The 25,530-nt window shown below is 41.2% G+C and carries 27 protein-coding genes; 13 read left to right on the top strand and 14 right to left on the bottom strand.

What is annotated here, in order from left to right:
• The first annotated feature begins 56 nt into the window (after positions 1–56).
• The 7 genes from WA1_RS02615 to WA1_RS02590 all read left to right on the top strand — a co-directional run bounded on the left by WA1_RS02615 (position 57) and on the right by WA1_RS02590 (position 6,740).
• Positions 57–1,109, top strand: a complete 1,053-nt coding sequence (locus WA1_RS02615) for an eIF2A-related protein (protein WP_336389838.1) — start codon at positions 57–59, stop codon at positions 1,107–1,109.
• A 213-nt stretch (positions 1,110–1,322) separates the two neighbouring features.
• Positions 1,323–2,729 (top strand): tetratricopeptide repeat protein, encoded by a 1,407-nt coding sequence (locus WA1_RS02610; RefSeq protein ID WP_017741353.1) that lies wholly within the window; start codon positions 1,323–1,325, stop codon positions 2,727–2,729.
• A 349-nt stretch (positions 2,730–3,078) separates the two neighbouring features.
• Positions 3,079–3,216 carry a hypothetical protein gene (locus tag WA1_RS58020; RefSeq protein WP_017741352.1) on the top strand — a complete coding sequence of 46 codons (138 nt, stop codon included), beginning with the start codon at positions 3,079–3,081 and terminating at the stop codon, positions 3,214–3,216.
• Positions 3,217–3,354: 138 nt separating this feature from the next.
• The gene (locus WA1_RS02605) at positions 3,355–4,422 is read left to right on the top strand and encodes a trypsin-like peptidase domain-containing protein (RefSeq protein WP_017741351.1); all 1,068 of its coding nucleotides are present in this window, start codon (positions 3,355–3,357) and stop codon (positions 4,420–4,422) included.
• Between the two features lie 5 nt (positions 4,423–4,427).
• Positions 4,428–5,168 (top strand): hypothetical protein, encoded by a 741-nt coding sequence (locus WA1_RS02600; protein ID WP_017741350.1) that lies wholly within the window; start codon positions 4,428–4,430, stop codon positions 5,166–5,168.
• Between the two features lie 33 nt (positions 5,169–5,201).
• On the top strand, positions 5,202–5,624 hold the full coding sequence (locus WA1_RS02595; RefSeq protein WP_017741349.1) for a WD40 repeat domain-containing protein: 423 nt from the start codon (positions 5,202–5,204) through the stop codon (positions 5,622–5,624).
• 357 nt (positions 5,625–5,981) lie between these two features.
• Positions 5,982–6,740, top strand: a complete 759-nt coding sequence (locus WA1_RS02590) for a Uma2 family endonuclease (RefSeq protein ID WP_017741347.1) — start codon at positions 5,982–5,984, stop codon at positions 6,738–6,740.
• Between the two features lie 206 nt (positions 6,741–6,946).
• Here the strand turns inward: WA1_RS02590 and WA1_RS02585 are convergent, their stop codons facing one another.
• Positions 6,947–7,231 (bottom strand): tyrosine-type recombinase/integrase, encoded by a 285-nt coding sequence (locus WA1_RS02585; protein WP_081402818.1) that lies wholly within the window; start codon positions 7,229–7,231, stop codon positions 6,947–6,949.
• 76 nt (positions 7,232–7,307) lie between these two features.
• On the opposite strand from WA1_RS02585, the gene WA1_RS54560 reads away from it, so the two are divergent.
• From WA1_RS54560 to WA1_RS02570, 4 genes are all read left to right on the top strand, one after another.
• The gene (locus WA1_RS54560; RefSeq protein WP_272819053.1) at positions 7,308–7,487 is read left to right on the top strand and encodes a hypothetical protein; all 180 of its coding nucleotides are present in this window, start codon (positions 7,308–7,310) and stop codon (positions 7,485–7,487) included.
• Between the two features lie 5 nt (positions 7,488–7,492).
• On the top strand, positions 7,493–8,386 hold the full coding sequence (locus tag WA1_RS02580; protein ID WP_017741345.1) for a hypothetical protein: 894 nt from the start codon (positions 7,493–7,495) through the stop codon (positions 8,384–8,386).
• Between the two features lie 118 nt (positions 8,387–8,504).
• Positions 8,505–9,590 (top strand): XRE family transcriptional regulator, encoded by a 1,086-nt coding sequence (locus tag WA1_RS02575; protein WP_272819052.1) that lies wholly within the window; start codon positions 8,505–8,507, stop codon positions 9,588–9,590.
• Positions 9,578–9,865 carry an AAA family ATPase gene (locus WA1_RS02570; RefSeq protein WP_017741343.1) on the top strand — a complete coding sequence of 96 codons (288 nt, stop codon included), beginning with the start codon at positions 9,578–9,580 and terminating at the stop codon, positions 9,863–9,865. Before WA1_RS02575 ends, WA1_RS02570 begins: the two co-directional genes overlap by 13 nt.
• 204 nt (positions 9,866–10,069) lie before the next feature.
• On the opposite strand, the gene WA1_RS02565 is transcribed toward WA1_RS02570, so the two are convergent.
• The 7 genes from WA1_RS02565 to WA1_RS02535 form a co-directional block, all read right to left on the bottom strand.
• Positions 10,070–10,483, bottom strand: a complete 414-nt coding sequence (locus WA1_RS02565) for an HNH endonuclease (RefSeq protein WP_017741342.1) — start codon at positions 10,481–10,483, stop codon at positions 10,070–10,072.
• A gap of 3 nt (positions 10,484–10,486) precedes the next feature.
• Positions 10,487–10,861: a hypothetical protein gene (locus WA1_RS02560; RefSeq protein WP_017741341.1), complete on the bottom strand. Its 375-nt coding sequence runs from the start codon at positions 10,859–10,861 to the stop codon at positions 10,487–10,489.
• Between the two features lie 64 nt (positions 10,862–10,925).
• Entirely contained in the window at positions 10,926–11,150 is a 225-nt protein-coding gene (locus WA1_RS02555) for a hypothetical protein (RefSeq protein WP_017741340.1), read from the bottom strand.
• Positions 11,151–11,244: 94 nt separating this feature from the next.
• Complete coding sequence (locus WA1_RS02550; protein WP_017741339.1) at positions 11,245–12,027, bottom strand: HIRAN domain-containing protein; 783 nt, start codon at positions 12,025–12,027, stop codon at positions 11,245–11,247.
• The gene (locus WA1_RS54555) at positions 12,024–12,968 is read right to left on the bottom strand and encodes a HipA domain-containing protein (RefSeq protein ID WP_017741338.1); all 945 of its coding nucleotides are present in this window, start codon (positions 12,966–12,968) and stop codon (positions 12,024–12,026) included. The genes WA1_RS02550 and WA1_RS54555 overlap by 4 nt, the downstream gene beginning before the upstream one ends.
• Positions 12,969–13,069: 101 nt before the next feature.
• On the bottom strand, positions 13,070–14,377 hold the full coding sequence (locus tag WA1_RS02540; RefSeq protein WP_017741337.1) for a clostripain-related cysteine peptidase: 1,308 nt from the start codon (positions 14,375–14,377) through the stop codon (positions 13,070–13,072).
• 71 nt (positions 14,378–14,448) lie between these two features.
• Complete coding sequence (locus WA1_RS02535) at positions 14,449–16,239, bottom strand: Hsp70 family protein (RefSeq protein WP_017741336.1); 1,791 nt, start codon at positions 16,237–16,239, stop codon at positions 14,449–14,451.
• Between the two features lie 501 nt (positions 16,240–16,740).
• Between WA1_RS02535 and WA1_RS59305 the strand changes: the two genes are divergently transcribed.
• Together WA1_RS59305 and WA1_RS52155 are read left to right on the top strand one after the other, a co-directional pair.
• Positions 16,741–16,869, top strand: a complete 129-nt coding sequence (locus tag WA1_RS59305; RefSeq protein WP_272819051.1) for a DUF6888 family protein — start codon at positions 16,741–16,743, stop codon at positions 16,867–16,869.
• 20 nt (positions 16,870–16,889) lie between these two features.
• Positions 16,890–17,108 (top strand): DUF6887 family protein, encoded by a 219-nt coding sequence (locus WA1_RS52155; protein ID WP_081402817.1) that lies wholly within the window; start codon positions 16,890–16,892, stop codon positions 17,106–17,108.
• On the opposite strand, the gene WA1_RS02530 is transcribed toward WA1_RS52155, so the two are convergent.
• The 6 genes from WA1_RS02530 to WA1_RS02505 form a co-directional block, all read right to left on the bottom strand.
• Positions 17,042–17,335 carry a hypothetical protein gene (locus tag WA1_RS02530; RefSeq protein WP_017741335.1) on the bottom strand — a complete coding sequence of 98 codons (294 nt, stop codon included), beginning with the start codon at positions 17,333–17,335 and terminating at the stop codon, positions 17,042–17,044. The two genes, WA1_RS52155 and WA1_RS02530, sit on opposite strands and share 67 nt — an antisense overlap.
• A 279-nt stretch (positions 17,336–17,614) precedes the next feature.
• Entirely contained in the window at positions 17,615–19,525 is a 1,911-nt protein-coding gene (locus WA1_RS02525; RefSeq protein WP_017741334.1) for a ligand-binding sensor domain-containing protein, read from the bottom strand.
• Between the two features lie 15 nt (positions 19,526–19,540).
• Positions 19,541–19,813, bottom strand: coding sequence for a hypothetical protein (locus WA1_RS02520; RefSeq protein ID WP_026134440.1), 273 nt, complete (start codon positions 19,811–19,813; stop codon positions 19,541–19,543).
• Between the two features lie 78 nt (positions 19,814–19,891).
• Positions 19,892–20,671, bottom strand: coding sequence for a hypothetical protein (locus WA1_RS02515; RefSeq protein ID WP_017741332.1), 780 nt, complete (start codon positions 20,669–20,671; stop codon positions 19,892–19,894).
• A complete protein-coding gene (locus WA1_RS02510) occupies positions 20,668–21,855 on the bottom strand; it encodes a CHAT domain-containing protein (protein WP_017741331.1) in 1,188 nt (395 codons plus the stop codon). The genes WA1_RS02515 and WA1_RS02510 overlap by 4 nt, the downstream gene beginning before the upstream one ends.
• Positions 21,852–25,508, bottom strand: coding sequence for a protein kinase domain-containing protein (locus WA1_RS02505; RefSeq protein ID WP_017741330.1), 3,657 nt, complete (start codon positions 25,506–25,508; stop codon positions 21,852–21,854). Before WA1_RS02505 ends, WA1_RS02510 begins: the two co-directional genes overlap by 4 nt.
• Between the last annotated feature and the right edge of the window lie 22 nt (positions 25,509–25,530).

Below are 25,530 nucleotides of genomic sequence, written 5' to 3'. Positions count from 1 at the left end.
TGAATATTTTAACATTTTAGCACGTTAAGTACGCAAGAGCCGATTCTGACTTTAAACTGATACAAGAATTTCAGGACAATGCAGATACTTTAAATTTCCTTCCTGACGGTCAGCAATTCGCAATTATTAAAAATGATACTGTTTATCTTTGGAACTTGACTGAAGGTAAAGCAAAAGAATTCCGTCATCAGAAGGAAGTATCAAAATTATTATTCAGACCTAATAGCAGGCAATTTATTACTGTCGAAAACAATAAAGTTATACGATTGTGGGATTTGTCTGGTAAGCAAGAGACGCAATTACAGTTGAAATCCACGTCTTCTATTGGACATATTAAATTTAGTCCTGATGGGAAATTGCTTGCAATTGCGACTGATGGCAGTTCTACAGATTTACAATTATGGGATGTCACCTCAGGAAAACAAATAGTAGAGTTTCCAGAAGAACATATTGATGATATTATATTCAGTCCAGACAGTAAACAATTAGCAGCCATTAAGATGGATGGAAGCATAAGGTTTTGGTTAAAGATGAATATGAGTTCCCGTGGGATTGGCCGAGGTACCCCTCACTTATGGCGACAACTCTCGTCTTTATGGGGTCTTTCAAAAGATTCTGAGCCAAATCTGATTATCGATAGAATTTACGCTCGCAGCCAAACTCAAGATGTGATTTTTATTTTTGACGACGTAGACTATATGCCGCCAAAGGTTTTGAAGACATGGCTTCAAGAATTTTGGGAACCATTGATAACACAAATTGAGAGAAAACCCCCTCTCACTCGAAAGAATGCATACTTATTAATGTTTCTGGTAGACAATAGCGGCAGCGTTTGTGAATCTAATATCCCCCTGATAAAGAAATTTGACGAGCCAGATTATCCTAGAATTCCTCTATGCTTGCCACCCGTTAATCCCTTTTCACAAAATGTACTGGCTGATTGGATTCAGACAGTAATGGCATCGGGGATGATGCAAATACCGACTGGATTAACATCCAAAATATTGTTTGAGAATTCTGATAACGGTATTCCAGAATTTGTTTATGAAGAAATTTGCAACTACTATGGTTATAGTTGGGAAGAAGCAGTAGCAAAATGGCTAGTTTAACCTCACTAAACGCATTATACGGTAGTGTTTCCCTCATGTCATAAATGAGGAAGGATTGCTCCGTGTTGATGAAAATCCATCTCCGGAGCAGCTCGTGACCTCAGCAAAACTAAAAGAAGCAATCGCACTCACTAACTCTCCGAAAAACAAGACTACGACTTTGTAGTTATAATCTATAAATTAAATTAAAACACTTATTCTTACATCGCCAACATGAGTCGATATGCTCTAGAACCTAACACCATCAATGAACTGGTACAGCTGCTCCAACCTTTTTTAGAAGATGAGAGAGACCGCCGTCCCTTTTTAGTTTTAGCGTTGGGTCATAGTCTGCCTGTGTTGGAACGCCTTATTTGGAGTGGCTCTGTCGCGACTTTCATCCCGGACATGATATGCAAGCTAGCAGACTACGGTGAAGTTGCAACAGGAAAACAAGCGCTTTATTGCCAGGTACTACTAGATTACTGTGATTTAACTCAAGACTGGAGATATTGGGGATTATGGGCAGAAGAAGAAATCCGTATTGGCGCAGGCTCTGATAGTCCTTGGTTATTCTATGGTTTTGGACGTTACTTAGAAGAGATTGGTCAACTACGCGAATCTTTGAAATATCATACAGATGGTATTGAGTATAGTATTAGTGTGGGTGATGAAACTCATTTAGCATTAAATCATATCGGTGCTGGCACTACTTTGCAACGTTTGGAGAAACATCAAAAAGCAGAATGGTATCTACAAAAAGCTGTAGAAATATTGTCTCGATTAGGTAACGTATATCGGCAAGCGGATGCGCTCTTAAATTTAGGTAGTTTATACGATCGCATGGGTATGATGAACTTATCTATCTCAAAATATCAAGAATCAATGTCACTTATATATCAAATAGATCATGTTTTTGATAGAGGACGTTTTTTATATAGTTTAGGTATGGCTTATGTGAAAGCTAGCAAACTAGAGGAGGCAGAAAAAACATTTAATGAATCCAAAGAAACTTCTATTATAAATAATAATTTACACTACTTAGCCTTAACTTATTTTGGGATAAGCTGGTTAGAATATTGTAAAAATAATATTTTGAAATCCAGAGAAAATATAGAAGAAGCGATTACAACATTTAAGAAAGCGACAGAATCGGGACTCGGTGTTGTCAATACATCATTTGCAGAACGTCAAGGTCAAATATTTAACTTAGCAGGAGCTGCTTATAGCAAAAATCCCGAGCCTAACTATGAGGCTGCATTAAAGTACTTGACATATGCAAAAGCAGCATATCGTAATTTTGATTCTCCTGATAAATCAGTTGCTCAAGTATTAGCGAATAAAGCACGTATTTTTAAAAATTCTGGAGATATTTCTAAGGCTCTAAGAGCTTTTACCGCCTTACTAGCTAAAGGTAAGCGCCTTAAAAATCCTTTAATAATTGGAGATGCTGCTGTACATCTCGTACATATATATTATCAAAAGAAATCAGGAGTTAGAGATTGGTTTTCGCTGCTGAATAAACTTGGATTTATTGGAAGTATTTGTTTTTTAATTGGATGCAATGCCCGAATTATGGCCTTTTTAAGGAAGTATAAATATTTATCCAAAAAATCAATCAAACAAAGCGGATCTAAATAATAATTAAAATATATTTACATCATAAAAAACACGTTATTTATCAATCCGTAATTCCCCCGTTGAGATCTCATTGAGACGAAGTTGTTTTCGGTTTGTGGTTACGGTTAACGGTTCTTGTGGTAGTGGCTCTTTGACACTATCTAAAATCAGATTTTGTTCTGTCTTTTTAAGATAGCGCAAATCCTCAATATCGCTTTCAGTAAACTCAATCTCGAATATTTAAACTTTTACTCTGGTAGTCCAAATTTAGCTCAAATATCCTATACACAACTAACTCTACCAGCATTACTATCATCAAGTCCAGTTTCAATGACTTGTTTAACATACATTTCGTACATCAGGTCATCCCATGTACAGTTATCCGGTAGCCGAGCGCCTGCATGATGATATCCAACGCTTACATGGAACAATATCACTTTTAGGCGTTAAATATTGGGAAGATTTGGGCGAGTTATTTGTAGATGTTAATGCAATACTACTCGGTTAAGGATTTTTCGTAATAATTTTGCGGGTGTAGAGACGCGATTAATCGCGTCTCTACGAGGTTGAAATGTCAATTGATTTTTCTTATCCGAGCAGTATTGGATGTTAATGTTAGTATATCGTTTCATAGGATACAGTAACTGTGACCGTACAACTATCCCAACCTGACTTCCAACGACTGACGCGCATTGTGCAGAATTTACCCGACTTTGCTAACGTGCGCGATCGCCGAGATTTTCTTACAGGAGCTTTTGGAGGAGATCCGAAAGCTGAGGTGATTCTAGCGCGGCTAGACTGGGAAGGAAGCCCCATGAGTTTCTCTGTGAGGATAGTCACTTTTTTGTCGCAATTTGGACAGGTTGCTTACGGTAAAGAAGCCCTAGCAGTTTTCCTCAACCATATTCAGAACTATATCGGCGATGGTGATGATAAAGACTTTATTCTAGGCTTATTTCAAACATATCCTCTCCTAGATGTTGCTAGTACTCGCAATCGCTCTATTGATTCTTGGCGCGGAACTGACAGTATAGTTGACATCCAGGAAAAAATTATTGGAGAAGATACCCTACGCCACATTTACATTTTAAACTTAGCATTGGAAGCATCAAAAGCAGTGGTTCGTATCAAAACTCCAGAAGGTTTGGGTACGGGGTTTATGGTTACACCTGATTTACTCATGACGAACAATCACGTTATCAAAAGCCAGGAAGTAGCAGAAAAAAGTAATTTTAGCTTCAACTATCAACTGGATATCAATGGTAAAGAATGCCCAACACAGACTATTGGGGCTTTACCAGATGGTGCTTTTTACACTAACAAAGAACTGGATTTTACAGTAGTAACCCTGAAAGAAGTTCCTGACTTTGGCAAACCTTTAATCTTCAAAAGTCAATTAATGCGGCGAGATGACCGCGTGGCAATTATTCAACATCCAGGTGGGCATTTAAAGAAAATCTCTATACAAAATAACTTTGTTGCTTACGCCGATAATCAAGTCTTGCAATATACTACTAGTACAGAACCGGGTTCATCGGGGTCGCCTGTTTTCGATAATGATTTTCAGGTGGTTGGGATTCACCATAGCGGTGGGATGTTAGTGGAACCAAGTACGCAACGGAGGTATCTACGTAATGCAGGAACGAGTGCGATCGCTGTTTTGAAAGATTTACAGGCGAATGCACCTGAAATTTACGCACGATTGCAGGGGTAATTTAGATGGCAGAACTCAGTGGAGAAATCATTCAAGAATTATCGCGTGTGTTGAGACCATTTATGTGGGATAAGCAACAACGTCAGTCTTATCTTGTTATGGCTTTAGGGACTAATGCAAATGTCTTGAATCGTCTAGTTTGGGATACGAGTGTGGATGTTTTTATTCCCCAAATGGTGAAGGAAATAGTAACATTTGGAGAAATTGCCTCTGGCAAACCTGCACTTTGTACTTTATTGGAAGTCATACGTGAAAATGTAGGCGTAGATATTCAACCTAAAATTGACAATTTACTGAGAAAGATTACAGAAGAATTGCTAGAAGAGCCACACCAGCAAAAAGTAAATTCAGAAATTAATACTAATCATTTTGGGAATGAAGCTGCAAAGAATATATTGACCAAGGTATTCAAGACAGCACCATTTTTAGATGATTGGCACAAACTAGAAACAGAATTAAATAATTGGTTAGCTCAAGTCTCAAGTTCGATAAATATTAACACTATCCAATCTGAATATAATTTTACAGGAGCAATCATTTCAGTAAATTTTGTAGAGCGAAAAATAAATATTGGTATAGAGCAACCTTTGAAAGCCAGGATATTTCACGGGTTAAGTGATGCAATAGTCTACAAAGAAATTTTTAAATTTTCAGAAACTAAAATCAAAAGTTGGAATTCAAATGTTACATCATTGTTAATAGGTCAGGGGGCTTTTGGTGTAGTAATTTTTCAACCCAGTTATTAAAAATCGGTATTAATGAACCGCGAGATTTGTGCGATGACAATCAGTAGTGATAGTATCCAAAAATTATTGCCTCTCCTTAGAGATTCTAGCCCAGTTCTTGCTGTTAACTTTAGCCCAGATGGACAAACCTTGGCAAGTGTCAGCAACATGGAGTTTCAGGATGGTAATATCAAGTTGTGGGATATACGTACAGGTAGACTGAGACAAACTTTAGGTAGTTCGTTGGTTTCTTTGCGAACGAGTTGTGTCAGCTTTAGCCCGGATGGACAAACCCTCGCCACGGGACATTTTGACGCGGTTATTAGACTTTGGCATTTCAGTAGCGGAAAACAGCTCCGCACTTTAAGGGGACAAGTGGAGGTACTAGTGTCGGTGATAATGGTGTTTCTATACTGCAAACGGCTAAAAGCTGAACTTTTTTCTCTCGTTCCCAGGCGGAGCCTGGGGACGAGATAAGGGGGAATTCATAGTACTTTTAAAAAGTAAAGTTTCAAACCGTTTTTAGTATAATCCACCAATAAAGTTGTGGAATCAAACACTGGAACACAAGAGCGTATTCTGACTGGACACACAGATTCTGTGAATGCGATAAGCGAAGCTTAACGGCTAAAGCCGTATCGCACGACCGAACCGGACGAGCTGGTTTAGACGCCAGACAAAAGGCTCATCATAAATGACAATTTCTGATGACCTGCAATCTTTAGTATTTGCTTTGACAAAAAGATGTATCTGGTGTGGTGTGTTTATCTATCGAATGGCAATTAAAGCATCTAAAATAATTTTAGAACCCCAAACCAAACTTGATACTCCGCCATGCTAGAGTACAAATTGCCGCGCTCTCTACCTTCGGCAGAAGAACTGCCCGACTCGGACGAAACACCTGTGGATAACGAACTGCAAGAATTATTACCAGGACTGTTAAAAGCCACCCTGCTGATGCTGTGGTCAGAGCGGATGGACTGGTTTTTCGGCATTGATATGGGGATTTATACTCACCCAGATGAACCGCCAATCGTACCGGATGGATTTCTCAGTTTGGGTGTGGAAAGATTTTATGATGAAGAGTTACGTCCAAGTTATGCACTTTGGGATGAAAATGTCGTACCAATTTTAGCTTTAGAAGTCGTATCCCAAACTTATCGTAAAGAATATAGTGCCAAAAAAGATGAGTATGCAACCCTAGGCGTACTGTACTATGTAATTTACTCATCGCGCCGCCGTCGCAAACCTCGCTTAGAAGTACATAAACTAGTAAACGGTGAGTACGTATTACAGCAGGGAAACCCAGTTTGGATGCCAGAAATAGGGTTGGGAATAGGCTGTGCTCGTGGAAGTTATGGCGGAATTATCCGCGAGTGGCTGTATTGGTACGACGAACACCAACACCGGTATCCAACACCCCAAGAACAGGTCAAAATAGCTGAGCAACAAGCACAAGCCGAAGCACAACGGGCACAAGCCGAAGCACAACGGGCACAAGCCGAAGCACAACGGGCACAAGCCGAAGCACAACGGGCTGAAAAACTGGCTGACAAATTACGCGAGTTGAATATTGACCCCGATCAAATTTAGTTTTCGAGCAACAATTGAACCAATAGACATCTCCAAAAACTGTTAAAGCTTTTGTCTGACTACTTTCATTGCTGCAAGTACCAACATCATAGATTAACTAGGCTACACAGTAAAATAATGCTTGGATATATTTGTTGTTGCTAATAGACAAAAAAATCCAGTTAGGTGCGTTCATTTTAACCTGTAGAGTGCAAAAATGACTGCTTCTACTTCCTTTTTCTTCCAGAACCCGGAATCGAGATCGCTTCCACTGCACGCCGTTTGGTTTGCTCGCCACGCCTGTCGTAGCGGATTGTAGTGCCAATGTCGGAGTGTCCGGCTAAGTTTTTCACTGTGGACATATCTACTCCATTTTCCAAGAGTTCGGAAATAAATGTCCGCCGGAAATCGTGACTGGAAAAGGGCTTTAACTCAATTCCACTGTCTTGCTCTCTAGCTCTCCACTCTCGAGCACGCTTATCCAAAATACATTTTACAGCTTGTGGTGTCAGCCGTCGCCCATTCGTGAGAGGTTAAGGTCGGATACCGTTTGTCAATAAGCAATAATACTCAAAACATGGCAGAAAATTGGGGTCGCCTGTTTTCGATGATGATTTTCTGGTGGTTGGGATTCACCATAGCGGTGGGATGTTAGTAGAACCAAGTACACAACGGAGGTATTTACGTAATGCAGGAACGAGTGCGATCGCTGTTTTAAAAGATTTACAGGCGAATGCACCTGAAATTTACGCACGATTGCAAGGGTAATTTAGATGGCAGAACTCAGTGGGGAAATCATTCAAGAATTATCGCGTGTGTTGAGACCATTTATGTGGGATAAGCAACAACGTCAGTCTTATCTTGTTATGGCTTTAGGGACTAATGCAAATGTATTGAATCGTCTGGTTTGGGATACGAGTGTGGATGTTTTTATTCCCCAAATGGTGAAGGAACTAGTAGCATTTGAAGAAATTGCCTCTGGCAAACCTGCACTTTGTATTTTATTGGAAGTCATACGTGAAAATGTAGGCGTAGATATTCAACCTAAAATTGACAATTTATTGCAACAAATTAGAGAAGAACTGATAAAAAAAGAAAATCAAGTTCCCAAAATTTACTCTCAAGTCTTGGATGAATATTTTACAGTCACCCTAGATAAACTTCGGGAACAAGGTTGTTTGGATATCCGCAAAAATCAGATTCATTCTCACTGTAAATTCAGTTACGTTGCTAAAATTTCAGATTTTGAATTATCGTTTGGGATCTTTAGTATGCGTGGAGAAGCATTCTTTTTATTTTCTGAGTTTGCTTCTATAAACATGAAAATTTTGCAGCGATTTACTTCCCAATGCAGTGAATGGGCTAGAGAAAAAGTTAATCCATCGACGGTTGGTCAAGCAATATATAACTTTAGAGCGCCTACTCATCTTTGTTTTGCAGTTGCTATTGTTGACACAGTTGATGATAAAACCGTTTCTGAAGTGCAGACTACTAATCCCTTAGACCATAGTCTGGACTTGTTGTGGTATGAAGTCCCAGTCATTTATGAGCTTAGTCGTAAAAAGCTTTACTTTTACAACAAACCATCTAATTTCTGGGAAAATTTTAAGGGAGAAGTGGTCTGGAAAAAGTTACGTACTGTTATCCAAGATATACTGTCTGGATAAGGTTTTAATAATTACTGTATTAAAAAGTACTATAGAAATTCACCTCTCGGTTTCAGAAATGATAAAAGTAATATAGATCATCTAACCAAAACTTCCCAGGCATATACACCCTTTTGCAGTGAGTGACCTAATACACAAGTTATTGCCTCTACTCAGACCTCTAATGGAGAATGAGTACCAGCGTCGAGGATATTTAAGGAAGGCGTTAGGGATGAATGCGCCCGTGTTAAATCGGCTGTGCTGGAATTTACCCGTTGATGCGTTTATCGGGGATATGTTCGAGAAACTGGTGGAATTTGGGGAAATTTCTTCAGGGAAACCAGCAATTTGTGCATTACTCAAGGTGGTTCGTGAGGAAGTGGGCGTTGATGTCCAAGCCACTATCGACACACTGATTGTAGAATTTTTACCACCAGCAGAAACTCTAACTATTTCTACACCGCCGCATCTACTGTTTGATTTACTGCTGCAAATGGACTTTAAGCAGCAGGTGCGGTTAGTGGAAGATGTATTGGAACAACATCGAACAGCAGCATTCCTTGTTCACGGGGAACCTGACTGTGGGCAGGAATTACTGGTTACTCGTTTATTTCGGGTAAAATCAGGATGGAAGAATAACTCTCCCATTAAAAACGATGTGACCAACAATGCAGCTTACCGCAGTACTGAACGCTTGTGGAAACAACTAGCTCGTTCCTTTTTACTCCCACTAGATACTAAACCAGAACAGATTATCGATAGGATTTGCGATCGCTGGCAGACTCAAGATGTCATTTTCATCTTTGAAAAAGTTGACTGTATGCCGTCAAAAGTTCTCGTAGGTTGGCTTCAGGAGTTTTGGGAACCGCTAGTAGACAGAGGAAAGTTCAATCCACCACTGAAGGATACACATTTATTAATGTTCCTAGTGGATAATTGTGGCAGTGTTTGTCAGTCACAAGTCATGTTGGCAAAGCAATTTGATGAACCGGAGTATCCTCGAATCCCCCTGTACTTACCACCTGTGAGTCCGTTTCCAACCGATGTCCTAAAAGATTGGCTAGGGGATATAAAGGTATTTCGCGATCTACAGATACCTGCTCATTTAACTTATCAGCGAATATGGGAAAATTCTGATAACGGCATTCCTCAATTTGTCTATGAAGAAATTTGCACGCACTTTGATTTAAGTTGGGAAGGAGATTTGGCGAAATGGCTGATTTAGCAAGCGTACTCACCGCCAATGGCAAGCAGTATTATACTGGCAAGCCAATTTCACCCCAAGAATGTCAAAAGTACGGGCTTTCTCCTTACTTACCATCACCAGAACTTATCAAAGCCGTTAACCTCGCTATTTTCTTGGAAAAACGTCCCTTGTTGCTCAAAGGTGAACCTGGATGTGGTAAAACAAGCTTAGCACAGGCAGTGGCTTACGAATTGGGCTTACCTTATGAAGCTTGTGTCTTAATAACACCCAATGATAGCGATCCCCTACAGTAAAGCTTATATACCGACAAGTCTCAGTTGTTCGATACCAAACAAAAAATAACTTTCCCGTGGGTTTTTGGCTTTGCCGATGTAGAGTAACCCTCCACAACCACCAAACTTCCGGTAAAATCAAAAATTAAGCATCCAACCAAGCATTAACCGCGTGAAAACAGACACGATATTCTACCGCCTATTCCAAACTTTCCCCAGCATTGTCTACGGATATTGTCCTTGATTCATCAAAACTTGCCGTTGAAGTATGCGATTAGGAACATTAAACTGAAGCAACCTTGCAGTCCCTTGACCAATCTGAGTTTGCCCTTCTATTCTCGCACCTTCAAGATAGAAATGTTCATCCCAAACCTGATGACGGGGATTAAACAATGGGACAATTTCTTTAGTAACTTGGTCTATCGTAGCAAAATCCGAACCTTTTTGACGGTTGCATGATAAACATGAAAATGCTAAGTTATCAGCAGTCGTTTCACCCCCATGCTTTACAGCAATAATATGGTCTACTTCATGAGTATAGATTGAAAAATCTTGATGGATTAAGCAGTATTCACAGCGTCCAGATGCTCTCTCTATGACTAGCTTACGTAGTTCGGCAGGAATTGAATTAGAAGTCATTTATTAAATTCTAGTGGAGGCTCGTGCTTTTAGTAAAATCATAATATGTTCTAATTGCTCGTAAACATCTAATTCTGCTAATTCCATTGGACTGAGTATTCCAGAGCGATTTTTTTCTAATAATGCTTGCAGGCGTGTTTGAGCTGGGAATGAAACTTTAAAAGTCATAATTTCTTCTGGTGTTGGACGCTTAATCAAAAAGTCAAGAACTTCTTGATAAACTGCGGGAATATCTGTAGTCTCAGCTAGGACTGTCTGCTGAACCTGTGGCGAATTAGCAACGTCTAACAATCGCCAAAGCAATTCGGGTAAGCGATTTTGCAAAGGTTTTAAACGTTGAGCCAGTTCATCAGAAATTTGAATTGTTAATTCTGCCATTGCGATCGCTTCCTTAGTGCTACCCGACTTGTCTTTTATGCCAATTATAGCTATTACAGCAAATCTAACGCTCTCGCTCTTTCAGACGTTGAGCAAGTAGACAGTCCTCAAAGCTTAACGCTTCTTCATCTAGAAAACTGGAGATTGCCATTTCAATTGTAGCTTCGAGGGAACATTCAAGTTCAGCAGACTTTTTCAAGAGTGCAGCTTTGATATAATCGGGTAGGTCGTTGACAAGCAAAGAGATCGCTTCTGGAGAAAGGTGTTGAGTCGTGAAGGTTTGATTCATAATTCTTTGGGGATTTTAATGTTGTACGGGGGATGCTCCCGCTTGGAGATAATGGGTTTTAATTCATATAGTAACCCTGGTTTTTGCCACTGGTTTATCGTGACGAAGGCAATCCTTTTATCGCAGTCGCAATCTCTGCAATAAGGGATTGATACTGATGACTTGAGAAGGGGCGAAAATCATTTCTGCAATCCACACTCATTTTACACAGCAGGCGAAACTGGAGTGGTGTTGGAGATTTATTGACACGCTCTACCCGCACATATTCGTTGGAATTTTGTCGAAGCAACTCAAAAACTTCTGCTTGCAAATATTGCGGACAGTAACCGACAATGTAGTGGTCTTCGGTGTTGAAAATTAAAGCTTGAGAATCGGAGGGATTTTGAAATTCGCTTTGTAAGCACAACTTTTCCCCAGGCTCAAGTCGATCGATCCGCTCAATCGCATTGCTTGACAAATGTCTCAACCCATGTAATAAAAAATAAAGATGGTACTGTCCTTGTTCATCAACTTCTGGAAAAGGAAAAACGGCGAGTGTATCTGTTTCTCGTTCACCACCACTGCGGGCTAAAATTGCGATTGGGTCATTTTCATCGTTGAGAATATTCAGCCATTCAATAAAACTTGAATAATCAGGACGCGATCGCGACATCACCCGATTAGCAAACACTGGAAATAACTGAGTTGATGTATAAATTTCATCTAAGCGCGGAAATGAAGACAAAGGTTTAAAAGCACATTTCTCTTCAGCTTCTTTTACACCTTGCGTGTAGACAAATTGATAGACACCCCCATCAAATGTTAACCGACCAATAGGGAACCAATAGTGACTAATGGAATCTTGCCAAGCTAAAAATAGGGTTTTTGGTGTTTTCAAAGTAGTGTTTCCCTCAAAGTAAGTAACCTGTGACAGTTTATTTCAAGAATGGACTGAGCAAAACGACTCGCATCGGGGGAAATGCGCGAGCGGTTAATCCGATTAAAAATATCTAATATATCTACTTTCGAGATATTTTCAAGTCGCTCCAACCATACACAAGCGGCTTCGGGGTAGCGATGAGCAACGAGTGAAAACACATCAAAAGTTTTAAGGGTCTTTCTATCATCAACACTGCCATAGAATGCTGAGAAACATTTGTTTGCATAAGCCTCAACTGAGCGTTTTTGCCTTTGAGAGTCCGAGAGGTCGCGTCCTAAACTTGAAGCATGGTCGTAAGTAGGTGCTAGGTGTTGGGTTTCTTCTGAAGTCGATGCTGTTTTCATTCTGACAATTCCCCAGTTTTCATGGTGACGGTCTCCATTACCAATCCACGCATCTAGCAGAAGATAGCCAACAAACACATCTACTGCTTTTTGGATGCCAGAGGGCGGTGTCCAATCAATGGGTAAATTTACAGATTCGCCTGCAATTACCTCCAGCACTACATCTATTGTATGTTGTGATATGCCGTAAGTTCCAAATGCAGGGTAGTTTGGTACAATTGAGGTAAGAAGCTCGTTACCATGAACAAGCGTCCCTCCTTGTGGTAAAAAGTTGGGTGAGACTATGCCGCGATACTCCTTCGGAGTCACTTCGTGAACGCCAGACCAAGTTGAAGCCAATTCGTAAACTGCATGGGGAAGTCCCAATAGAGAACACAATTCTGATGCGATTTTTTCTGCCCAATCTTCCCCCAGGTTTGGTCGGCTTTGTTTATAAAGACAACGACCTACTTTCTCGTGGTCAAACCAAAATTTATACTTACTTCCTAAAGTTTCATTTGAGGACGCTGCATAAGCTTCTTGGGTGACAAGCAGGATTGGAAATTCCGAGGTCATAAATTGGAGCGAACGTACAGCTACCACATGAGAACAAAATCATGTTACATTTTCCTGTCCAACTCGGTCAAAATATTTTACTTTTGTTTGACAGTTAATCCTCAACCCACATCATTAAGCACTTGTAAGAATTCTCCCCACCCACAACAAGCAAAATCTGACCTTTCATAAAACTGAGAATAACCTCTCACTGGCGAATAAATTGATAACCCTTTAACGCGCTCAAATCTCACCCCTGAAGTCACATTAGCCAAAATTAACTGCGGTTCAACTTCAAGAATTATCAAATCCATCACTTCATCTATAACCTGGGTTAATTCTGTACTCTCCCCAGCATATTTATCCCTTAACATCTTCAAAAAATCATATAAATCTACAAAGTCCCGATCGTGAAAACGCACTGCTTTACGTTGAGCATGATACAACGCATTCTCAGTATAAATATCTGACTCCGCCAGCAATTGACGCAAAACTGTTGCCAATCTTCCCAACGCCTCAACCAACTTCTCAACTCCCTTCAAATTTGTTGCTGATTGGGTGATCTGAGCTACACTACCACGCGATTCTTCCTCGTAGTAGCGCCCGTATTCCCGTACAATTAACTTTGCCAATGTCTCTGCTGTTATTTCTGGATTGGCAGTTAAATTCTGTAAAATTGCCGTGTAAGGATAACCTGATAGGGGTTCTACTTCTTGGGATGCAACCATGTAATTGGCGTTTGCTCGCAGTTGATATGCGACTTCTACCATCCCCATTAAACAAGCATCCATACCAATTAAGTTAACTTTTTTACCTGTAATCGCTTCGGCTTCTTGAAAAGCTTGCTGAAGTTTGGCATTATCTAAAAAATCTAAAGATGAATCGTCAAATGCGATCGCTCTTGACTCTTCATCTTCCAGTTGCAGCACTTCCACTATAGAAGATAGGAAAAAAGCACTCTGTAACTGAGTACTGCGTGTAAAAGAGCGCACTTCATCTTCACTCGCCCTCACCCGAACGCCACGATTTCGCGCAAAGGAATAAATGTCATCTTCTTTCCAACCAGTTCCGTGATTCCACAGTATAACCGCATAGTTTTCCGCCGGATAATTCTCAATTCCCCAAACAATAAAGTCCCGTAATGCGCGGGGATCGCCTGTATTCTGCTCTGGAATGTTCTCGATTTGCCTCGGTTCAAAAGAAGGGCGGATGTAAATACGATAAGTGTGTTCGCGGTTAGAAAGAGTATCAAACTGCACTAGCACGGCTACTTCTGGAGTGGAGCCAACTGCTTCCATTTCAGCAATATCTTGATAACCTTGCTCCTCCATCGCAGCCATCAAGCGTTTACCTTGAAGCTGCTCGAACACTTTACCATTATCCCCTGCCATGTAGACCATCAATGTCCAGTGACGATTTGTTTGAGTCATGTTGCAATCGTTCTGCGTTTAGTCTTCTTTTTCTACAAATCCATCGCTGTTATATCCATAAATTCCGCAAACTATAAAGTCATAATTTTGCTTTTGAGTTCAGCAAGTAGTTCCTCTGCTTGGTTAACATTGCGATCGCTAATAGCTAATTGCAAGTCTCCCAACCTTTCCAACAGTACACGATCGGATGCCTTATCATTATTAATGACACGTTGCAATCGGGCGATCTCTTCTTCTATTTGAAAAATCCGATTGGTGACAGTATCTTCATCTTGATGCACTCTCGCTTCTTCAAGTTTCTGGTCTACCTCTTGCTGAGTCAAGCGGTAAAAACGGTCAAAAGTTTTCTCTACAGGTTGTCCTTCAGTACTCGTATCTTGCGCCAGGACGTGGAGAATTCCATCATGGTCAACTTTAAACATACAGTTAACTCGAACTTCTCCTGCGGGTCGGACTGTGGCTAAGTTGAGAACGACTTCACCAATAAATTCATTATCTGCTGCAATTGGTCGCTCACCTTGATAAATACGGAAGCGTATACTCTCTTGTCCATCGCGCTGGGTGGTAAAGGCTTGCGGTCCCTTGCGCCACTTGGTCACTGGTATTGCTTCATTGGCGCGAATGATGACATCCATTTTGCCGTTCGCTAACTCAATTCCTAAAGACAAGGGTGTCACGTCCCATAATTTTACCTCTTCCCGAAGATAACCACATAACCTTCCCCCTAAAACAGCTGCTCCTCTAGCAACGGCTTCATCTGGGTTTATTGAGTCGTTAATTTTCCAACCGTAGCGATGCAAGAGTGCTTTCTTGATAGCTGGTAATCTGGTTTGTCCCCCAACTAATAATACTTGGTCAATGTCAGTTGGTTGCAACTTAGCTTCCTTCAAAGTAGCATCGCAAATGTCTAAAGTGCGTTGAATAAAAGGTTGCACGAGTTTTTCTAACTCAGTACGAGTTAACGTTGCTTCTAATCCCAAGCACTTATTTTCTACAGTGAAAAGATTTGGAATGCTAATTTGATATTCTGTGGTTTGGGTAAGAGCGATTTTGGCAACTTCTGCTGTTTTTCGTAACTGCGATCGCAGGCTATTATCTTCTGCAACAGGTAAATTTACCCCATGCTGCTGCTGAAACTTTTCCTTCATCCAACCCACAATGCAAGAGTCGAAATCATCCCCACCCAAGTGAGTATCGCCACTGGTAGCTTTGACACGAAACAAACCCTTCTCAATCCGCAGAATTGATAGATCGAACGTCCCACCACCTAGATCGTACACCGCTACTGTTTGAGGTTCTGTACCCAAACCAAATGCCAAAGCCGCAGCAGTCGGTTCATTAATTATCCGGGGAACCCGCAATCCAGCTAATTCTCCTGCTTCCTTAGTCGCCTGACGCTGAGACTCGCTGAAATAAGCAGGGACAGTGATGACAGCTTGAGTAATTTTTTTACCCAAACTTGCTTCAGCATCTTCCTTAAGCTTACGCAGAACATGGGCGGAAATTTGCGATGGTGATAACATTTCTTCGCCAATACGAATAGTCACCTTCCCCTGCTGCACTTGAGCGATAGTATAGGTAACTTGGGTTTGGTCAATGCGTACCCGTTCGTCACGAAAAGTACAACCCATGAAACGCTTTACAGAGTAGATGACTTGACCGGGGTGACTGGTGATGAAATCCAACGCCGATTTACCGACAATGGGTTGATTGGTTTGGGTATCAATCATGACCACAGAAGGAGTGAGGCGATCGCCTTCTAGGTTCGACAAAACTCTGACTCCTCCTGTATCTGACTCCCAGAGCGCAATAACTGAATTGGTTGTCCCTAAATCAATCCCCAGGATATCTACTTCACTCATCGGCTCACATGATGCTCAAATTCAAGCTTGTTTGCTGAAATTCATGCTTATTCTAACATTTACAAAAATATAGCGGTTTTCAATTGGGTGCAATACATAAAAAAGTTATGGAACCGCAGACGAACGCAGACGAACGCGGATAAATCTGTACTTCATTCAAGTGAGAACCGCTATATAAATGTTATGGCAGTCCTCAATCATTTGTAAAATCCTCTCTTAACCTCTGCGTCCTCTGCACCTAGTAAGGTTCCTGAAAAAAGGAATTTTCACGATTTAAATAGGATTAAGTTTAATAGGAGTTATATAGCAGTCCTATTTGATTTATAAAAATATGAACCGCAAAGACGCAAAGAGCACGAAGAAAAGAGAAAAGAGGAATGCTAACCGCTTAAATCAAGCATTATGAAGTTCAGTCTTTACAAAACATAAAATTGTAAGTTTAATATTATTTATGTCACAATTGAGGAAAATAATATATACCCTACAACCAGACAAGCACTTATGTGTGTGATTATTTGCCAGTACTTGTCTAATTTCTATCGGGAAATTCAGTTATTCCGTTTTAGTGACACAGCTGGCAATGTGTTTATTTTGGCAGGTGATGAACTGCAAATCCTTGCCCGATCGTGATGGAACTTGGAGATTTGTAAATGAAACCTAATTTTGCAGAAATGTCCACAAAAGAATTGAGGGCATATGTGCTGGCTCATCGGGAAGATACAGAAGCACTGGAAATTCTGTTTAGTCGTCGTACCCCCGACTCAGAAGCAATTATATATCCGTCGATGTTTACTGAAGATGGTCAAACTATTCCAGAACCATCCCTTAAGGCGAAGGCAATTTCTGTTGCAGTGCCAATGAACTTATGAGCACCAAGAGCGGTTTGAAGAGATAAGGAAGTTTCCGCATTTAACGCGAATAACATGATATTGGCAGCTTCTACCGCATCATAGGGAGACCAAACAGGGTATGACGCCCCAGATTTGATAAGATTAGTTTCCTCGTTTGCTAGATCGGCAGCCAAGAGTTGAATGACCTCTAGTTTGTCTACGCGATTGAGCCTGCGTAATTGTTCTACTAACTCATGAGATACCATTGTTAACCCTTTTACTTATTTGATATTAATCTACAGAATAACCTCTAATATCAAAACATAATGACAGTACACCAGCAGTTAGCCTTCCAACAAAACTCTTAACCATCCTATATCCATCTCTGGTGCGTCCTCTACCCTCTGCGGTTTTCAAATCAATTACTCCCTTTCCGGTCTAAGATTACCTATCTTCTTTTTCTTCTTCCTTCGTGCTCTTTGCGTCTTTGCGGTTCATTAAATTAGGTATTCTTCTAGCACCGAAGGGAGTAATCTATGGGATTTTTAATAGCTATAACAACTCAAACCACATGGTGTACCCACCCATAACTGAGTCTCCCCAACATTCCCATGACTTATAGTAAGCGCTATAACTCGATTTGCGGCTAAACCACTGTTGTGGATATTAAATTCATTTGCCAAGTTCCAATTATTCCCTTGATGAACAACACGAAATAAACCTTTATCTGTCCCAACCCACAAACTATTGGTGTTACCATCCCAAACTAAAGCCGTAATTGTGCGGTTCTCAAGATTGGTTACAGCCTCCCAACAATCAACCTTACCCACATATAACCCAAGACTTGTGCCTATCCATACCAGTTCTGACTCATTGTGAAAAAGTGCTAGCAGCGATCGCACATCAGCACTACCCAAGTGACCGCTAATTGCAGTCAGTTTCTTAGTTTCAGTTGTGTAAACCAACAATCCTGTAGAAGTTCCCAGCCATACACGATTTTTAACTCCTTGAGTAACAGCTTGCAACCACCCGCGCACGGGTAGTTCTTGCGTTGAAATCACTTTTACCCAATCAGAATTATTGTAATGATATGCACCATCTAGCCCAACAGCCCATAACTGAGACTCAAGCCCTGTAGTGAGTGCCAAAATCGGTTCGGAAATATTGGGTGCAGTTTCCAATTCTGCTTTTTCTCTCAAGGAATGTAAACCACTCGACCAACTGGCAACCCAAATATTTTCTTGATTGTGACTGGTGACGATAAGCTGGGTACAGCTTGCGCCAAGGGCGATCGCACGGATATCCTGGGTAGCAAGTTGCCCATAACGCCGCCAACTTTCTGTCAATAAGTCATAACGAAACAAACCGCGTGCTGTACCAATCCATAAAATAGAACGGTCTGCCAATTGCTGGACTGAAAGCGCTTGCACTAAGTGACTGAAAGTGGGTGGAGACTTGTCACCTGAAGCTAACCCAATGACATCAGGAGGAGTATCTGTTAAGTATAGGCGTATCTCTTTGTTCTCACCCCACAACAGTCCATCATGAGTACCAATCCATACTTCGCGAGCGCTACCTGCTACCAAGCTGGTAATGGGAGCATTAAATCTCTTTTCTCCTAAAGGTTTCCAACCCGTTTCTGTTGCTAAACCGACTTGTCCGCCGCAAGCTGCCCAAACTCCTTCAGGATGGGGAGCTAAGGCAGTAACTTCACTTAAGAAAGTAGTATCAATTTTTTGAGAAGTATTAGTTGTTAAGTCAATGCGTACCAGTCCTCGAAAAGTTCCCAACCATAAATTTTCGCCCTGACGAGCTAGTGTTAGGATATCTGGTTGCACGCTGTCGCTACTACGCACCCAACAAGAATTTTTGTAATTATAAACACCTTGAGCATTGCACAACCAAATGTCGTTTTCGTTTGCAATCGCCATTGCTCTTGGAGGAAAACCAGCGATCGGTAGCTCAATAGAGGGTTTACGTTCTGGACTGTTGATAGCATAAATACCGCTAGCAGTTCCAGCCCAAAGCCTACCAGTAGAGTCTACAGTTAAACAACTGACCTTCACCTCTCCCAAGAAGCTATAAAGTCGCCAAATATCATTTTTTAGATAGTAAATGCCAAAATGCTCGTGAGCCGCCCAAACTTGACCCGCACTATCTACCGCAACTGCCAACACTGAGTTACCAGGCAAACCATGTTCGCTTGCATATCTCACAAATCGGTTTGCTTCCAACTTCCAGTGCAGGACTCCTCCCCCTGTCGCTAACCATAAATCTCCCTGTGTTGGGTCAAAAGCTAAAGAGCGAACATGACGTTGACTCGCCAAATTATTCCATTCCAAAAAAGCTTTGTCCCTCGTTTGCTCCTGTTGCGGTGCAGCATCAGCTACGGGGATGGGTAAATCCTCAACCCCAAGTGGAACTGGTAGATCGATTTGGTAGTCTTTGCTACTCATTAACAATACCAGAAATCACTCGCAAACACGCTCCATTACGCCACCCAGCGAAGCCGCTACGTTATAGCCAATGCGAATTCCATAGAGCCGTGCGTCTGGATGTTTTTCACTCAATCTATTTGCTGCACGTAAACCGTTTTTGTCTACTTCGTAGTCACCCGACCCAATATCAATGATTACCATCTTGCCGATATTTTCTTTTGATTCTACCTTTTGTCGAATGCTATCTGAGTACATACGTTCTGCAATTTTTGCCACCTCTTCGTGGCTCAAAAGCATGATTTGCATAAATACCTCTTCTTTGTATCTCAGCTTGCCTTCATATTCACTTCTATGATATTGCATTGAGTTGGTAGTCTTTACTGCTTATAATTTATTGGTGCTAGTGATTCGCCTCCACTCCTCCTTTAATTTGTCTAACTCAGCAAGTAATTCATAATTTTGGTCTTGCTGTTGTTCGACGCATTGATTGAGAAAAGTGCGCCAGTGTTCTTGACCTTTTTGCTGTTGTTGCCAAAGTCCGTAGCGTGCATCTTTGTACAAACGTTCTGTTGCTTGCTCCAAAGAAAGCATCTGTCGGTTTAACGCTCCTTCCCAAATCTTCAGACGTTGATACTGCTGTGTCAAGTTTTCTTGGGAGTTACGAGTTGTCCAAACAACTCCCCAAGGCAATTCTTCCAAAATATCAGCTAAACTGGCTGTGCGATCGCTGCATAAACCCTGGAGATTTGCCAGTAACTCAGCATCCTCATCGTTGACATCAGGGTCGAGTACCCGAAAAATATGCTCCAATAGCATATCTTTATCAACCGCTTCCGGGTCTTGTAAGCTAGATTCTGTTATTTCTTCTTCCCTGTAGAGAAAATTGTTGTTTCCTGCATCCTGCTGTTGTGCATCGTCTTCGACATGGGTGAAGCGTTCAATTTGGGTGCGAAGAGAGGCAATTTCTGCTTGCAAGCGCATTGAGTGACGGCGTAATGCACCGACTACCGCTTGGAATTCATTGTAAGCTTCAGCGAGATTTGCTGACATTGGTGTCATTGTTTCCCGTGCGGTAGTAATTCCTTGGCGCAATTGTTGCAGTTGCGTTAGTACATTGTCCACTTCTGCTTGGGTAATGTTTGATGTAGATGCAGGGTTTGTCATGTGGCGACACCTACTGTAGCAAGAGGTTGAGTTAATCGGTAGTAAGCAGGACTATAAAGACCATAAGCAAGACCTAAAGGATTATTGTACTCCTCTATAAAATATTTGCGGGTAGCTTGCAATGCTTCCCCGATAGTCATTTGTTTCTCGATAAAAAAAGTATAAAATTGTTGAGCGAAAGCTGCAGCAAAACGGTCTGGTACCGGACAAGCGGTGGCTATGACCGCCTCTGCACCCCGTTTAATAAACATTTGAGGTAAGTTAAAAGTTTTGCGTAATGCATCAGTTCCCCCTGCTGACTGACAAGCATTAAGAAATACTAAAGGTTGGCACTGGAATTGTTTATCTTCTTTGACTAAAATAAAAGCTATTGTTCCTAACTGAATAACTAAAGGTTCTCCTTCTTGTCCTTCATCCTTTATCATAGAAAATAGCAGCGTATCAACTTCTAACTGTTCTGAGAGACAGTGACAGGCAAAATGCAAGATGTTATGGTTGGCTTCTATTAAATAATCAAGTAGGTTTTCTCCACTTTCAATCCCCGTTAATTTACCTACTGCTGAAAGAAGAGAGCAACGGCTATTTTGTAAAGTACGAATCAGTTTTTGAATTTGCAACCATTCATTTTGATGAGCTTCTCTCAATCGATGATGCAGACAAAACATCATATCTAATGGTGTAGTTCTTTCTGCCAAAAACCGAGAAATATCTTTATCGGGAGTCAGAATTCGAGCCGGGGTGTAGCGCAATCCCCAAAACATTGCTGGATTAGCTTCTTGATAATTATCTCCTGCATACAAGACTTCCCAAGGAAAAAGGACTCGTTCTGATATAAAAGTGGGTGCAGGGGTTTCACTACCCATCATTTTACAACGACCTTCGATAATTTGACGAGAGCGTTCGTCTTCAAAAAATCTCCGGTAAGCAGCTAAACCCCACTTTGCAAGTTCCTTCATTTCTTTCTGACAAATCTCTGCATCTAACTTGATGCTTTTTGCTTGATTAATTGCTTTTTCTAGTCTCCAGAAAGAATCTAAAACCTTGTTTGTAAATGTGAGTAATTCTTCGTCAGTGGCGCTTTTTTTAAACTGATGCCAATCAATATTATAAGATTCTGTACGGACTAAAATAGGTAAAAAAGATGCCATTGTTTGATGGCGGACGGCGCTACTGATACCACTCATTCTTCCCTCCTGCTCTCAATTTTGAAGGAAAAGGTGAGGCTGTGAATTGGTCGCATCCCATCTGCAAAGTACACCTGAACTAAAGCTGATGGATCGGTCATTTCAGCAGGTACAACTAAAGTAAACCAGCCTAAATAATCACCTTTATCAGTGCGCGTCATTGTGATGGGCAATTCTGGAATGATTTGGAGTCCATAAGTTACAATATGAACTTGCAGATTTTCAAAGGCAAGATTCTCTGCAACTTCGATGACTCTATCTTTATGCCAAATAGGTGGCGCTCGCCGCAAACTAACGCGAAAACGAGCGCTTGCTCCAGGGAACAATGGGTCATCAATTTCCCGTCCTATAGGTTCTACAATAGCATAACCATCACCCGGAACAGGACGGTAAGGACGCGCCATTGGATCGCCGTACAGTACGTAAGCTAACCAGTCAAGGGAGTCAGGTGCAGCTGCACGGGCTAACTGGCGACTGGTATAAAAAGCTTCGCCCAAGGAAGCACCAGCCCACAAACGGTTGTAGAAGCAACTCATAAAAGCAGCTTCCACAGATGGTTCTACAGCCCAAAGGGAGCCAATAAAGCCGCTACATCCAGCGCGGATGAAAGCTGATGCCCAAGTTTGTTCTAATGCTGTTAACTCTGGAGTTTCGGTTTTCACGTAGGATAAGGTAACAACTGGACGATGGCGACGAAAGTTTAGTTTGGCGGGACGCATTTGACGTTCAATGTCTTCGGCGTCGTCAGTGCTATCTATAGGTATAGGAGCGTTACGGCGGTTAACTGCATCTGATGGTTGGCTGTAGCGAATTAAATGCATACCTCGTATGGCTTCGGTGGAATCGTGCAAGATGCCTTCCGGTAAAAGCTGAGGTGGAGGCGCACCTGGGGCTTCGAGGAGGGTAGCCCAGAGTTGCGGGTGTTCGATATTGGCGTAGTGGGCGACATTAACCGCACCCACGGGAAACTCATAGGGTCGGGTGTCGTTTAATTCCTGTAACCAGTGACCAATGATGAAGCGATCGCCCAGAAACTTTTGCCCATCATGCAATAGTTCCCAAGGTATCCAGGTTTCTTGGTCTGCGATAATTAGTAAAGTAAAAGTGAGATTTTGGGGTATTAAAGTGCGGTAGTCGCTTTTTAGTTCTGTGGGAAAGAGGTGCTGAAATAGGTAGTGACCGAGAGACACCAAAGATAATTTACCGTCTTCAGGGTTAGCCCCAGATATATTTTCCAGCGTATTTGCTAACATACTCTGCATCTGCTTAAGCCAACTACTGGAAAATGATACCGTTTGATAATTGGTTTCTCCGGAAAATACCGTAGGAAAACGGAAGCTTCTAAGTTGATAATTGAATATACAGTCAGAATTAGTTTCATTCCATACTGATTGTACCCGGAGCATAAAATCAGGTTGAGGGACAGGACGGGGTTGAGTTGTGAGGCTTGTTTGCAGAAAACTTTCTTCGTCAAATCCTGCAACTTGCAATGTAGTTTCCAGGTTTGTCTCAAAGATATCTCCACAGTAAAGTTCGGCGGTAATTGTGGCTGTACCTTGTCGAAGTGCAGTTAGGCGAAAATGAGCAGTCTGTGTGACTTGAGCAGTATCGGGGTCAAGGGGTAAACTTGTAGTGCGATCGCTGTCGAACTGAAAACCGGGGGCAGTTAAAATTATATTCAGTTCACTTCCAACAGCTTGAGTTTGTGCAACTTGAAGCAAATAATCATTCTGGTTATCCGCTCCAATTTGCTTTAAATAGATTGAAGCTTTTATGTCTCCACCAACTCCAGTTGCTTCTGGCGATATAATCAATGAGATACCATAAGCTAAACTCGTTTCCCGAAGTAATGTTTGGTAAACGCTAACATAAACCTGATATGCAGCTTCGTCTATAAATGCAAAAATAACTTTCTCTAGCTGACTGCCTTGTTTTAAGTGATTTATAACGGCTCTCAAAACCTTTGGAGCTAAATCGACTGGACGAAATCCCGCCCCTCCAGTTCCCACTGAGGGAAAAGCTATTGTCCGAACATCGTTCAGGCTATCTGCCTTGACTAAAGCGGCAGCAACTCCCCGTACTATACTTGTAGTTGTATGCCGACCTTCGTTCTCTTTTGTGGGTGTATGTATTAGGTAGCGAGATGGTAGAGAGCCAGCATCAGTAACAAACACTTCACCAGATTTAAGAGGCGGTTGCTTCAGCAATGTCTCATAAAGCTCAAAGCCTAATCTTTGAAAAAGTTCCGAACTAATAGCACCGCCATAACTTACGTCTAAGCCTGTGGGGTTTACCAGAGCATCCACATCCAGATCCAGTAGATCCCCTTGAACAAATTCAATACGTGCAAGCACCTGCTCGCTGGAGATAGATTGGGGTTGAGGAGAACTGATGAGATGGAGTTCTCTTACTAATTGACGTACTCTTTCATTAGGGTCATTTTGAAGTGGCGCTAGTAATTCAAGAACACGATTACTTTCCAATTTGCTTACTGCTTGGACAACTTTTGTCAATGCTTCTAAATGCTTTTGTTCATCTGAAATTTGCTGCGCTGTTGCTAACGCTCGGTCAAAGTGTTCTTCCTGAATATAATTCTGAACGATTTCACATATTTTCTCTGGTGTTTGTATAATAGTTTTAGGTGATAGTGTTGGCTGTCTTATGAGCTGTAATGTTGCTGTTTCTGCTATTTCTTCTGCTTCATCTAGGTTTTCCTGCTTCTGTCCAAAAAATCTCTGTACCCATCGCCCATTCAATTGAACAGGGTTTTCAGAAAGATTGTCTTCTTTGGAAATGTAAGTTGTAGGAGTCCCCAAACTGCGGAGAGCTTTCAATACTTCATCTACAGACTGGTAGCGTTCTTTATAATCACGTTGTACCATCTTATCTAAGATGTTTGCTAACTTTTTGCTAACTTGAGCTTGATTGCCCCAAACAATTTCACCTGTATTAGTATCTTCTTGAAATTCTCGCGGTTGTATTCCTGTTAGTGCCTGAATTCCAATTATACCTACAGCATATATATCACTGCAGAATCGAGGGCGACCATTAGCTTGTTCTGGAGGCATATAGCCTGGAGTACCAATTGCAATCGTTGATGCTGAGTCTTCTTCCTGTTTTTGAAATTCATTTCTTTTAGTGAGAAAAATTAATTCTTTACTTGCCAGAAAGTCGATTATGATTATTTTTTCGTCTGATGCACGTCTGACTAGATTGGAAGGTTTTATATCACGATGTATTATATTATTCTCATGAACAAATTTTAGTACCTGCAATATATCTTGCAATAAAGTTATGACATAAGTTTCGCTTAATTGCTTACCTGAAATAATTTCCTTGCTTAAGTCATGCCCATGAATAAATTTTTGAACTAAAAATAATTCTTGATTTTCTTCAAAATAAGCTAAGAATCTAGGAATTTGGTCATGGTTGCCTAGCTGTAATAACAATCTCGCTTCAGAGAAAAACAAACGTCTGGCCTCTTGTAACGTGTTGGCGTCACTAAATAATGGCATGAATTGTTTGACGACGCATATAGGATTACCTGGAAGATCGCTATCTTCAGCAAGGTAAGTTTGATCGAACCCACTTTGACTGAGATGTTGTTTAATTCGATAACGTCTTCCCACTATTCTTCCCAACATTACATCCATCTAATAGTGTATAAATTCCCGT

Source organism: Scytonema hofmannii PCC 7110 (genome assembly GCF_000346485.2).
GTDB classification, from domain to species: Bacteria; Cyanobacteriota; Cyanobacteriia; order Cyanobacteriales; family Nostocaceae; genus Scytonema; species Scytonema hofmannii.
Note: the sequence above shows the minus strand (reverse complement) of the source record. Positions and strands in the feature narration are given on the sequence as shown.